Below are 12,064 nucleotides of genomic sequence, written 5' to 3'. Positions count from 1 at the left end.
AATTCAGGAGTTTTTATGCGGATTAAAAGTGTTGAACTAAGGCATGTAAAGTTGGAACTGATTGCTCCATTTGAAACATCTATGGGAATTGAGCTAGATGAAGAACATATTATTGTAAGAATAGATGCTGATGATGTTACTGGATGGGGTGAAAGTGTTGCGGAAGGAACGCCATTTTATTCTTACGAAACCGTTCAAACAGCATGGCATATTCTAAAAGACTTCCTGATCCCTGGTATTTTAGGAAAAGATATTTCCGACATTAATGAAGCGATAAAAATCGGTTCACATGTTCGCGGTCATAGAATGGCAAAAGCAGGTTTGGAAGCTGCATTGTGGGATGCTTTTGCAAAAGCAAGTGGTTTATCTCTTTCTGCAATGATGGGCGGTACCCGAAAAAGTATTGATGTTGGTGTTAGTATTGGAATTCAATCTTCACCGGAGGAATTATTAAGGAAAATAACCAACTACCTTTATGAAGGATATAAAAGAATAAAAATTAAAATAGCTCCTGGTAGGGATTTAAATTTTGTAAAAGCAGTTCGAAAGGAATTTCCAGATATTTTATTCCAGGTTGATGCCAACTCCGCTTACGAACTAAGTGACATTGATATTTTCCGTGCAATGGATGATTTTAATTTATTATTGATTGAACAGCCGCTTGGATATGATGATATTTATGATCACTCAAAATTACAACGCGTTTTGAAAACACCAATCTGTTTGGATGAAAGCATACACTCGCTATCAGATGCAAATGCTGCACTTGAGCTGGATAGCTGCAGAATTATAAATATAAAACCCGGGCGGGTTGGGGGATTTTCGGAATCAAAAAAAATTCATGATCTTTGCAAATCCAAAAATATTCCGGTTTGGTGCGGCGGTATGCTTGAATCTGGAATAGGGAGAGCAGGAAATGTTGCGTTGGCTTCACTTGCAAATTTTACTTTACCTGGTGATATTTCTGCAAGTAAACGGTACTATAAAGAAGATATTGTTGATCCATTATTTGAAGTTATGCCAGATGGTAAGATGATAGTTCCTATAAAACTAGGAATTGGCGTTGAAGTAGTTATGAGCAACCTTGAGAAAGTTACAGTTAGGAAAGAGGTGTTTAAAAATTAAAATGAAAGAATATCATCATCTTGGAATTCCAACCAAAAAGAAAATGGAAGGTGAAAAATATCTTGAAAAAATTAAAATGTATGTATCTGGATTTGAAGAAAGTCCTTATGGAATAGAATGGATGCGATATGAAGATGATTCTCCAGTAAATGAGATTGTAAGAACAATTCCACATATTGCTTTCAAAGTAAATGATCTTGAAAAAGAGTTGGAAGGAAAGAACATTTTGATTGAGCCAAATAGTCCTTCTGAAGGAGTTCGGGTTGCATTTATTTTGGATAATGGTGCCCCAATCGAATTTCTTCAAATTGAATAAAGAAATTATTGATAATTTATTTAAAAGGAATTTTAACAAGTATGGTGTAAAATATATATGAAGAATAAAAGTGTTTTGTTAGTTGGTGCATCAGGATTAGTGGGTAACGAGTGTTTAAAATTATTATTAGCAGATGATTCAATTTCAAAAATAAATATTCTTTCCAGGAGTTCTTTATCAATCCACAATCCAAGATTAAATGAATATATAACTGACTTTGACGATATAGAAAAACACGATGAAGCATTTAAAGTTGACTCTATTATCTGTGCATTGGGAACAACAATAAAAAAAGCCGGTTCGCAGGAGAAATTCAAATTAGTTGATTATCATTACCCTCTTCAAATAGCAAACATTGGAATTAAAAACGGTGTAAAACATTTTTTGGTTGTAAGCTCGTTGGGAGCCAACCCTAAATCGAAAATATTTTATAATCGTGTTAAGGGCGAATTAGAATCAAGTCTGAAGCAACTCAATTGTGAAAGTATAACTGTGGTCAGACCTTCTCTGTTGATGGGAGATAGAAAAGAATTTCGTTTGGGTGAGGAAATAGGGAAAAGGTTGAGATTTTTATTCTCCAAAAATTACAAACCGATAAAGGCAAGTAAAGTTGCGGAATGTTTAATTGAAAAATTAAAAGAAGCTAAAGCTGGTTTTGAGATCATCGAATCTTTAGAAATGAATAAATAGAATTGCGCTTAAAATAATACTTGCATTAAAGTTGTAAAAGTGCAATTTTAGCGGAGAATTATTTCATCATTTCTTTCAAACAGAATGGAGGCTAAATGGATAATCAATTTACAGGTGCACAACAATGGGAACCGGTAAAAACTGGTGATTGGTTCTTAACAATCCTAATATCAGCAATACCTCTTGTTGGACTTATAATGCTTTTTGTTTGGGCTTTTGGAACGGGTACCAACCCAAATAAAGCAAACTGGGCAAAAGCTACTTTAATCTGGTATTTAGTTGCAATTGTTATAGCTGTTCTTTTTGTAATTGTATTTGGTGCGCTTATTTTTTCTGGTTTATCTTCTTCACATTCATTTGATTCTTAATTTTACAAACCCTCTGTTCCAATTGAATAGAGCAGAGGGTTTCTTTTTAATCATATCTTCCATGCGGGTTTACAAACAGAATTATTTAACAGATCAATTTTATTTAATTGCGATACAAATTGATGCTGTAAAATTGCGGGGTAAACCTGGTTCAATATACACTGCCTTTCCGGCAATTAAATCTGGATTTATAAATGCAGAACCAACATACTTCTTATCAGTAATATTATTAACAGAAAGAAATCCTTTAACTGAAAATAAATTCCCAATCTTCAAATCATTCAATATTCCAATTGATGCATTAAAAATGTTGTACGCTGGTACTTCAGTTTTATTTGCATCATCAACAAAATATTTACCGATGCCATTTGTACTAAAACTTAAGAACACACCTTTCATGTAGTCTGGCGAGTAAGAAATACTGGCGCTGTAAAATAAATCAGGAATACCAGCTACTTTATTGTCTTTGTAATCTGCAACTTTTCCCGGTACACCATAATGCACTGAATCAACCAGGTACTCATTATACTTGTTAATGGAATAAGTGAAAGAAGTTTGAAATGAAATTCCATTCTTAAGTTGAAGATTCAAACCGAATTCTGCACCACTTCTTGTGGTTTTTCCAGCGGCAAAATAAAATCTTCCACCACGATACGGAATAATATCATTTTTAATATTAATATAATAAAGAGCTAAATCATAGTTTAAGGATTGAATAAATTCTTCGCTATTGAAAATAATTATCTGTTTTGTTCCTGCTTCAAATGTTGTTGAAGTTATTGGTTCAAGCAATGGATTTATTAAGTAAACAGTATCCTGCCCATAAGTACCAGCAGGATCAGTTTCATTACCAGCAGGAACTTCCACTCCACCGCCAAGGTTGGCATAAATGCTATGTGTTGGTGTTAGTCGGTATGTAATTCCAGCTTTTGGAGTAAAATGTTTAAAAGATTTTTCCTGCAAACCAAGTTTGGGATCTAAAAAGTCCTCACTGAAATAAGCAATATTATCTAAACGACCACCTATTAGAATACTTACATCATCAGCGATATTTATCTCATCCTGTAGGAATGCACCAAAATTATTTGCACCTTCTCTTTTATTTGATGTTAATTCATTCCCTCGGTTATTTGTATTAGAAAGAGAATAGAAAAGAATTGCACCATCTTGGTAAGCTTCGTCTAATCCTAATATTAATTTGTTATTAAGTGATTCGGAAAATTTATAACTCTGATTATATAAAACATTTCCTCCAACATGGTATCGAGTAAAATCCCTGAATGTTCCTCGTTCAGATCTTTGAAGATATTTCGGATTCACAAAAGCCATTACAGAAATTAGATGATTCGAATTGAAGTTGTGTTCGAATGTAACACCAATTCTTCCAGTCCGGTTATATCTTCTCTCATCTCGTTTTTCGTAAGTTGGATTTGCCTGCTTAGGATCAGAATTGTATTGATCTAAAGTAAGCGGTCCAGGGATATGAAAAACATTGCTTGAACCAGTTAAATATACCCCATGCTTGCTATTCTCTTCAAGATTGGAAATGAATCCAAGATTGAAAATTGATCTTTTGCTGCCTGAATGTTTTCTCCAGCCTTCAAATGTGTTAGAAGAAAATGAAGCAGCAACTATTCCATTTCCTAATCTTGCTCCACTCTGAAAAGTATATTTCTTAAAACCAAAACTGCCTAAATAACCTTGAGCGTTTACAAATGCTTTTTCTATATATGGAATAGAAGAAATATTTATAATACCACCGGAGGCATTCCCCCAAAGTGCAGAGGAATTTGATCTGATGATTTCTATATTATCAGCAAGGCTTAAATCAATGTTATCGAAAGAAGTTCTACCATCCGGTTCAGTTTCAGGAAATCCATCAACCATAACTCTTAATCCTCGTGAGGTTCCTGAGTTTGATCGATCGCCTGCACCACGTGCGCCAAAGCCTCGTATCATAAGTCGAACATCCTGATTACCGGATCTTGATTGTGCCAAAACTCCAGGAACAGAATTGAGAATTTCATCAAGACCGTAACCTTTTAATTTTGTTAATTGATTTTTGTTTATTATGGAAACCGCATACGGAATTTCTAAAATCTGCTCTGGATAGCGCGTTGCAGAAATTGTTATAGGATTAAGCTGATACGTAATTGAATCTTTCCCAGCTGGATCTAATTTTGTCTGTGGAAAAATTACTGTCCAGCTATTTAATAGCAAAGTAATTATAAAAATGTTTTTCATTTTATCTTTAATACAACGAGGAATATATTTTGAATTTATGAAAAAGAACTTAAAAATTGCTCTCATTCGGTACTCCAGTAATTTACAAGTTAATGTTATTGTAGTTCGTAATGGTCAAGGTAAAGCGGTCCCATATAAAAATTTTATTTTACAGGTATTCTTTAAAGATCACAACGGTTACTATCGAATGTAATTGCAAACTGAGCAAACCATTAGTTCGCTATTTTAAAAATTTGTTATGATAATTAAACCTTAGGAGGAGGAGAAGGAGTTTCAGAATGGTTCGATAGAAATCGGCCTGAACCGAAAACACAATACTTGATTTTGCCCGAGTCGTTTATTTGTATTTTATCTTGTATAACAAGAGCTTCAGTAATGATGTTATGATAAATGTTTTTGGAGGTACTTTTATTACCTGTTTGGTTGGAATTTTCATTAAAATATTTTACAAATGCCTGGTGGAGTTCGTCTTCTTTTTCATCCTTAATGCAAAAGAAATATATAGAATCTTTTTTGCTCACTTCCTTAACAACATCGTACATTTTACCATTCAATTTAAACTCTCTTTCCTCCATACGGCGGAAAGAAATCTTACCTGAAACAATATCATTTTTACTTAAGCCAATTATGCTCATTTTCTCAAGTGGTAAAAAATTTTGTATTTTAGAAAATGCCTGGTGTTTAAATGTATAAAGCTGCTGTTGATAAATTAAAATATATCCAATAGAATTGAATAGTAATGTTAAAAAGATAAAACAAACTATGGAATATGTAAAAATCTTTTTTTGATGCATTTGTACTGGTTCAGCGGAAACAGGAATTTTAGTATAGTGAGATAAGGTAGAAAATCAGTTAGCATTTCTAACCTCAGCTCTGTTTAATTTAGCCTTCTAAAGTTTATCCTCACGTAATTTAATTTTATCATCAATACGATTCAATAAAAAATCTTCTGGCGTTAGGAAATATAAAGAACTATGCAATCTTTTGGTATTATAAAATTCAATATAGTTAGCTCCGCCTAAGGCGGATTGTTTTCTGGCATCATCCAAATTAACCAGCGAAGATTTCATCAAGCATTCTTCGTGAACAGTTCTATGATAGCGCCTGCCTGCGGCAAGGCAGGTTCTATTTTACCATTACTCTGTGGATAAGCAACAGAAGTTCTGATATGCTGCAAACCGGCAAACTTCAGATATTCAGCAAAGTCCTTAGAAATAAACTGAGAACCATGGTCAGAAATAATTCTTGGCTTATAACCGGGATATTTTTCTAAAGCTCTCTGGATAGTAATCTGAACATCAAACTCCTGCATACTATTTCTTAGCTCGTGATGAACAATGTAATGGCTGTAACCATCGATAACAGAAATAAGAAAAAGAAAAGCACCTTTGAAGTTTACATACTTAATATCAACATGCTCCTGATTTAATCGGGACTGATGAGGAACAATAGGTTGTGATTGTTTGCCGCTCCTTTCCTGTTATTCCAGGAGTATCTTCCCATCTATACTTTTTTTTATTTCTATGTTCTCTCTCAGTAAGTAAGAGATGGCTTCATCTCGTTTCTTTAGTTTGTCTTCAAGGTTCTGAATTTTCTTTTCTTTATCACTGGTTTGTTTTGTTTCATTTGGTTTGGGTGAAAAGATTAATGAAGCTGATTCAAAGAGTCTCTTTTTCCAACTTGCCTGTTGAAAGCAGGTTATAAATATCGTTAACGTGTACTCCGTATTTTTCAGCTAACTGGCTGATCGGAATACTGTTTTCAAGAAGTTCTCTTAGAATAATTACTGAGTAGTGTTTTCTTTCTCTCATTGTCGGAATCTCCATCTTTTGTTTTACAAATATTATAATTTGGAAATTCCTTTTCCACTTGAAGCATTACATTAACTGTACGGGATGTAAGTCTCGTATAGCTGTTTTGAATTTCTTTAATCACCAATTTTGTCTCATATTTTAAAAGTGCAGTATACATTAACATCTGACGTTTTTCATGTTATGCAAGGGGCAATTCATTTCTGTGCATTAACTCAATAGAAATGTCAGCATAAAAGCTCTTTCCTTAGTGCTCAATTTTGGCTAATTTAGTTGAGATTACAAAACAGCTTTAGAGAGATACTACTATGAACGATCAGCATACAAATCTTACTCTCACACAGCTTCTAAAAGAAAGTTGTGCTCGATTTTCCGATCTAACTGCACTTTCATTTACGGATGAACAACCAATTACTTACAGCGATTTATTCAGCCAGGTAAATCATTTAATAGAATTTTTACGCAATCGTGGAATTGAACATGGTGAAAAAGTAGCGATCCTCGGAGAAAACAGCCCTCAATGGGCAATTGCATATTTTGCTGTGACTACAATGGGTGCAGTTGTTGTTCCGGTTCTTCCGGAGTTTAATATATCAGAAATTCATCATATCCTTAGACACTCCGGTAGTAAAGTGATTTTTGTTTCCGAGCGATATTATTACAAGATTGAAGAACTTGAATTTTCAGAATTTTCCAGTATCATTTTACTAAATGACTTTTCAATTATTACTCCTCAAACATCCAAAGCCACACTTCGAAAACTTATCGCTGACAGAAGCAAAGAACTTTACAAAATCCGCAATCTCGTTTTTAATCTTGTAGGTATAAAACAAAAACAAGTAAATGAAGAGAATCTTGCTTCACTTATTTACACATCGGGAACAATGGGACATTCGAAAGGCGTAATGTTGACTCATAAAAATCTCGTCTGGAATGCTCTGGCTTCATCAAAAATTCCACATTTCAATTCTAATGATAGAATGCTTTCAGTGCTACCAATGGCACACGTATATGAATGTACACTTGGATTGATATTGCCGATTATGTGCGGCGTTTCTATCTATTACATTAAAAAACCACCAACACCGGCTGTTTTACTTCCTGCACTTCTGCAAGTGAAGCCGACAGCATTATTAACTGTGCCTCTACTCATTGAAAAAATTTATAGAACCAAAGTTATTGCGGAAATCCGCAAAAAGCGTTTGTTGAGGATGGCGTATAAATTTCCCGCTGTTCGTAAACGTATCAATAAAATTGCAGGGAAAAAATTAAAGGAAACTTTTGGTGGACAAGTTCGATTTTTCGGAATTGGCGGCTCTAAACTTTCTGCTGAAGTAGAAAAATTTTTGCGAGAAGCTGAATTTCCTTACGCTATCGGATATGGATTGACAGAAACATCTCCGCTTGTTGCAGGCTCAGATGCAAGGGATGCAAAGTATCGTTCAACCGGACCGCGAGTGGAAGGTCTGGAAGTGGAAATAGAGAATCCAAATCCGGAAACCGGTATTGGAGAAATTATTGTTCGTGGACCGAGCGTGATGAAAGGTTATTACAATGATGATGAACGCACTGCTGAAGTGTTGTCGTCTGATGGATGGTTTCACACGGGCGATCTGGGAAATTTTGACAAGGATGGGTATTTGTATATTCAGGGAAGATTAAAAAATATTATTCTTGGTTCAAGCGGAGAAAATATTTATCCTGAAGTAATTGAATCTATAATCAATCGTTCTGATGAAGTTCTGGAGTCACTTGTGTACAATGAACACGGTCGGCTTGTTGCACGCATCTATTTAGACTACGAAAAGCTTGAAACAGAATTTTCAGAACTCAAGCTAACTGAAAGCGAGGCGAAAAAACAAATTGAAGAACGTTTGGCAAATCTTCGGAAAAAAGTAAACGAGCAAGTTTCTTCATTCTCTCGAATCGCACATGTCATCGAACAAAAAGAACCCTTTGAAAAAACACCAACACTAAAAATTAAACGTTACCTCTACACAAGCTCCGGAAATTGATATGGGATAATTACAACGAAAAAACCCTTGTTCCTCTATTTGGTCATTGCTTTATTCTTGTTGATAATAAAAAATCGTTTCCGCTCAGAATATCCTAAACCCAACTTATTAACTTGCAAATGTTATAGATTGCATAGGCAGTAATGCTCTCCATAGTCTTAATGACTCCTCCCCTAGTAATAAGATCAGCATTACGAATCCTATGGTAACTATGACTTTTTTTATAGAGTGGTCCCGCTATCGGGATCACTCTCTTTTTATTTAACTCTTTGATGCGCTAGCTCCTTTTTTTCTTCTGCACCATTTGCGTCTCATATTTTTGAAGTACAGTATTTAGTTTGGTTTCTATTCTCATAGTTTTTTAGATTATAAAAAATGTTTACCAGATCCCTAAAGTAAAATGATGATTATAATAACCCTGAAAATTCATATCAGTTGAGAAGAATGAGTGATAATCATATATTGTTTTTAGTCCAGCTGCTGTAACTCCATAAGGTGGAATAGGTGTTTCAACAAAGTGTAATGAAATATTCACCACATAATTGCAAGTTACCGCACCTTTTATATCGCAAAAAATACCTGACGAATTACCTACATTTGGTACACTATTAATAGAGAAAGATTCGCTCCATTCAGTTGAACTAAATTGATCCGAGCTTGACGATGTATAGGTAAATGTTGCGGAAACTGTTTTTGCAATCGGGTCGTAAGAACCGCTAACAGTAATAGGTGGTTTAGTACTATCTGGATATGGTCCATAATACTGTCCAGAAAATGAATTGCCGGACATAGAAATAGACATGGGGTACATTCGGTTAATCGCCATATTGAATTCTGTTGTATCATTTCCTGAGTATGATGTGTCTCGAAGATAATGGGAAAAGGGGGTGGGATAATACATATATTTTCCTACCACCGAATATGATTTTACAGCGCCGACACGGCAATCAAAATAGAGTTTTGTAAAATTGGGTGTTACAATTTCAGCTGTAATTATAGCTTGTGAGGAAGCGGCAGCAAGCTGATTATTTGATTGGTCTAATAATTTAACGGTTACGGGAAAAGTACCTTCATTTGAAAAGGAATGAGTAACGGTACTATCATTGACGATAATTTGCTCGGCACTTCCATCTCCAAAATTCCATTTATATTTTGGTTGGGAGTGTAGTTTACCTTTTGATTTAGCAGTAAACTTAATACTTTCATTTGGTTTAGCTGCTGCCGGGTTTGGAGAGATACTTATATCAGCAGAAGACCATAGAGTTAGGTCGGAATGTCCGGCGTATTGAATTTTACAAAATAATTTATCTTCGTTATCCCAAAGTTGTTTAGGAATTGTAGGAGTTTGAGTAAACCAATAATCTAATGTCCTGGATGTTTTTAATGAATTATTTGAAAGAGTATCAAATATGGATTGGGCAAGTTCAGCATTCCAATCAGTTCGAACCCGCCATGTAAAACCCGTATAGGCACCCGCTTTAGATACATCAATCAAAGCATTAGGCCAACCTCCCAGAAAGCCAAAGCAGAAACCGCCATAAACTATAGTTGAGTCTTTTGAGAAATCATTCTTCTTAGAGAAAAAGGACGGACTTAAAAAATATAATGTTTTGCCGGCATGAACTCCACCAAGAATTTTACGAATCTTTATAATTGGAATATTTCCATTTAGGAGTTCATTCTCATATTTTTTATTAGTTACGGAATTTACTTCTTCACCAGTCATAAGATATACATTAGTAATACTTTTTTTCTTAGGGTAAGCCCAACCGTGAGAATAAATATGAATAATGCCATATCCTTCAAGATTAGTCATAACGTCAATAGTGGCTGTATTGTCTAAAAAGGTTAGGGGAGGGTTGTAACCAATCTTAGGAAAAATAGTATTATAAAGATTTAGTATTTGATTAGCTTCATTTAATCGGTCGGAATAGTGTGGATTAATAAATATTGTTTTTTTTGAAGTTGGAGAAAACGAATTAATATCGGCAGGAATCAAAGAGATTGTTTTAAGTAAGTTTGATTTTAAGGGTTGACCGTCTTCGGGGTCAATAAAAATTCCGCCGATAATTCCATTTTTATATTTAATAGCAATACCTTGCGAATTAACCTCACCGGAAAGTACGGTAGTATCTTTAAGGAAAACTTTCAGGACAGAATCTAATGCAGATGCTGTATCTTGCACAGCAAGTAGTGTGCTCAAGAGATCATCTTCCTTATCCTGTAATGTTTTTATGTTATCTGTAAAGGTCGGTTCATTTTCGGTAGGTTGAACACCATTATCATCTTTTTTACAGGAAGAAAATGCAACGAGAACTATTGCGAAAATAAAGATAAAGATTCTTTTTTTCATAATTTGCCTTTTGAATATTTATTATTCGCTAAATTCGTTATTAAAAAGATATAATTCTATGACCTATTTACGTCATTTTGAAATCCAATTAAAGATGTACACAAGTTCCCTTTATTGCAGACAAAATAAAATTGTCTGAATAAGTAGTTGTAATCTATGACTGTCTTTCGATACAAGATGTATTTCATACCGATATTCCAAGGTTTGCATGATTATTCATTCCTTCTTAGCTCAAAATCTTTTACACCATTTGTTTCTGCCAATGTTCTTAGTGCAAAATATAGGTCGCTCCTCCAAACGTAAATAGATAAATTCAACTTATGGATCAAGTAATTCACATATATGTTAAAAAATATTGATGAATCAATAAAAAGTATTATTTTATACTAACTAAGTTTGAAAGAAACTTTAATTTTTTTGGAGAAAGAGATGAACATTTCGTATACTATTGAACAATTCGTTATCCTTCCCGTAATAATCCTATAAAATATTAAACTTATTTATTGTAATGCTTCAAGTGGAAAAGGAATTTCCAAATTATAATATTTGTAAAACAAAAGATGGAGATTCCGACAATGAGAGAAAGAAATCACTACTCAGTAATTATTCTAAGAGAACTTCTTGAAAACAGTATTCCGATCAGCCAGTTAGCTGAAAAATACGGAGTACACGTTAACGATATTTATAAACTGCTTGCAGCAGGCAAGTTGGAAAAAGAGACTCTTTGAATCAGCTTCATTAATCTTTTCACCCAAAAACAATGAAACCAAACAAACCAGCGATAAAGAAAAGAAAATTCAGAACCTGGAAGACAAACTAAAGAAACGTGACGAAGCAATTTCTTTCTTGCTAAGAGAGAACTTAGAAATAAAAAAAAGTATAGATGGGGAGATCTAAATGGACTTTGGGTTGAACCGGACATTAGAGATTCCATCATTGAGTTTGTTGAAATGATAATTTCTAAAACTGAAATATCTAACAAATCTATGTTAAGTTTTATTGGCATTAACCCCAGTAAATATTATTCCTGGAATAACAGGAAAGGAACTGCAAACAATCACAATGGTAAAATTCCTAAAGAGAACTGGCTTCTGGAATGGGAAAAAGAAGCTATTATCAATTATGCTAAAAAACATATTGCC

At 34.1% G+C, this 12,064-nt stretch carries 13 protein-coding genes; 7 read left to right on the top strand and 6 right to left on the bottom strand.

Going from position 1 to position 12,064, the window contains the following annotated elements:
- The first annotated feature begins 15 nt into the window (after positions 1 to 15).
- The 4 genes from menC (at position 16) to NTX22_04240 (ending at position 2,499) form a co-directional block, all read left to right on the top strand.
- The gene (menC, locus tag NTX22_04255; GenBank protein MCX6149721.1) at positions 16 to 1,125 is read left to right on the top strand and encodes an o-succinylbenzoate synthase; all 1,110 of its coding nucleotides are present in this window, start codon (positions 16 to 18) and stop codon (positions 1,123 to 1,125) included.
- Between the two features lies 1 nt (position 1,126).
- Positions 1,127 to 1,441 carry a hypothetical protein gene (locus NTX22_04250; protein MCX6149720.1) on the top strand — a complete coding sequence of 105 codons (315 nt, stop codon included), beginning with the start codon at positions 1,127 to 1,129 and terminating at the stop codon, positions 1,439 to 1,441.
- Between the two features lie 57 nt (positions 1,442 to 1,498).
- Positions 1,499 to 2,131: an NAD(P)H-binding protein gene (locus NTX22_04245; protein ID MCX6149719.1), complete on the top strand. Its 633-nt coding sequence runs from the start codon at positions 1,499 to 1,501 to the stop codon at positions 2,129 to 2,131.
- 95 nt (positions 2,132 to 2,226) lie between these two features.
- Complete coding sequence (locus tag NTX22_04240; protein ID MCX6149718.1) at positions 2,227 to 2,499, top strand: hypothetical protein; 273 nt, start codon at positions 2,227 to 2,229, stop codon at positions 2,497 to 2,499.
- Positions 2,500 to 2,598: 99 nt separating this feature from the next.
- Here NTX22_04240 and NTX22_04235 read toward each other — a convergent pair whose 3' ends face one another.
- The 5 genes from NTX22_04235 to NTX22_04215 all read right to left on the bottom strand — a co-directional run bounded on the left by NTX22_04235 (position 2,599) and on the right by NTX22_04215 (position 6,554).
- Positions 2,599 to 4,743 (bottom strand): TonB-dependent receptor, encoded by a 2,145-nt coding sequence (locus NTX22_04235; protein MCX6149717.1) that lies wholly within the window; start codon positions 4,741 to 4,743, stop codon positions 2,599 to 2,601.
- A gap of 245 nt (positions 4,744 to 4,988) precedes the next feature.
- On the bottom strand, positions 4,989 to 5,537 hold the full coding sequence (locus tag NTX22_04230) for a hypothetical protein (protein MCX6149716.1): 549 nt from the start codon (positions 5,535 to 5,537) through the stop codon (positions 4,989 to 4,991).
- A 96-nt stretch (positions 5,538 to 5,633) separates the two neighbouring features.
- A complete protein-coding gene (locus NTX22_04225; GenBank protein ID MCX6149715.1) occupies positions 5,634 to 5,813 on the bottom strand; it encodes a hypothetical protein in 180 nt (59 codons plus the stop codon).
- Complete coding sequence (locus tag NTX22_04220; protein MCX6149714.1) at positions 5,813 to 6,103, bottom strand: transposase family protein; 291 nt, start codon at positions 6,101 to 6,103, stop codon at positions 5,813 to 5,815. The genes NTX22_04225 and NTX22_04220 overlap by 1 nt, the downstream gene beginning before the upstream one ends.
- 298 nt (positions 6,104 to 6,401) lie before the next feature.
- A complete protein-coding gene (locus NTX22_04215; protein ID MCX6149713.1) occupies positions 6,402 to 6,554 on the bottom strand; it encodes a hypothetical protein in 153 nt (50 codons plus the stop codon).
- 308 nt (positions 6,555 to 6,862) lie between these two features.
- Here NTX22_04215 and NTX22_04210 point away from each other — a divergent pair, with 308 nt between their 5' ends.
- Positions 6,863 to 8,569, top strand: a complete 1,707-nt coding sequence (locus NTX22_04210; protein MCX6149712.1) for an AMP-binding protein — start codon at positions 6,863 to 6,865, stop codon at positions 8,567 to 8,569.
- 379 nt (positions 8,570 to 8,948) lie between these two features.
- Here NTX22_04210 and NTX22_04205 read toward each other — a convergent pair whose 3' ends face one another.
- Positions 8,949 to 10,922 carry a PKD domain-containing protein gene (locus NTX22_04205; protein MCX6149711.1) on the bottom strand — a complete coding sequence of 658 codons (1,974 nt, stop codon included), beginning with the start codon at positions 10,920 to 10,922 and terminating at the stop codon, positions 8,949 to 8,951.
- 575 nt (positions 10,923 to 11,497) lie between these two features.
- Between NTX22_04205 and NTX22_04200 the strand changes: the two genes are divergently transcribed.
- The gene (locus tag NTX22_04200; GenBank protein MCX6149710.1) at positions 11,498 to 11,650 is read left to right on the top strand and encodes a hypothetical protein; all 153 of its coding nucleotides are present in this window, start codon (positions 11,498 to 11,500) and stop codon (positions 11,648 to 11,650) included.
- A 222-nt stretch (positions 11,651 to 11,872) separates the two neighbouring features.
- On the top strand, positions 11,873 to 12,064 hold a 192-nt coding region (locus tag NTX22_04195), incomplete at its 3' end, for an IS3 family transposase (protein MCX6149709.1).

The organism is Ignavibacteriales bacterium (assembly GCA_026390815.1).
In the GTDB taxonomy this organism is placed as follows: Bacteria; Bacteroidota; Ignavibacteria; order Ignavibacteriales; family SURF-24; genus JAPLFH01.
Note: the sequence above shows the minus strand (reverse complement) of the source record. Positions and strands in the feature narration are given on the sequence as shown.

Coding starts and splice junctions, on each gene's coding strand:
- menC (MCX6149721.1), top strand. CDS start 16: ATGCGGATTAAAAGTGTTGAACTAAGGCATGTAAAGTTGGAACTGATT.
- NTX22_04250 (MCX6149720.1), top strand. CDS start 1,127: ATGAAAGAATATCATCATCTTGGAATTCCAACCAAAAAGAAAATGGAA.
- NTX22_04245 (MCX6149719.1), top strand. CDS start 1,499: ATGAAGAATAAAAGTGTTTTGTTAGTTGGTGCATCAGGATTAGTGGGT.
- NTX22_04240 (MCX6149718.1), top strand. CDS start 2,227: ATGGATAATCAATTTACAGGTGCACAACAATGGGAACCGGTAAAAACT.
- NTX22_04235 (MCX6149717.1), bottom strand. CDS start 4,743: ATGAAAAACATTTTTATAATTACTTTGCTATTAAATAGCTGGACAGTA.
- NTX22_04230 (MCX6149716.1), bottom strand. CDS start 5,537: ATGCATCAAAAAAAGATTTTTACATATTCCATAGTTTGTTTTATCTTT.
- NTX22_04225 (MCX6149715.1), bottom strand. CDS start 5,813: ATGAAATCTTCGCTGGTTAATTTGGATGATGCCAGAAAACAATCCGCC.
- NTX22_04215 (MCX6149713.1), bottom strand. CDS start 6,554: ATGAGAGAAAGAAAACACTACTCAGTAATTATTCTAAGAGAACTTCTT.
- NTX22_04210 (MCX6149712.1), top strand. CDS start 6,863: ATGAACGATCAGCATACAAATCTTACTCTCACACAGCTTCTAAAAGAA.
- NTX22_04205 (MCX6149711.1), bottom strand. CDS start 10,922: ATGAAAAAAAGAATCTTTATCTTTATTTTCGCAATAGTTCTCGTTGCA.
- NTX22_04200 (MCX6149710.1), top strand. CDS start 11,498: ATGAGAGAAAGAAATCACTACTCAGTAATTATTCTAAGAGAACTTCTT.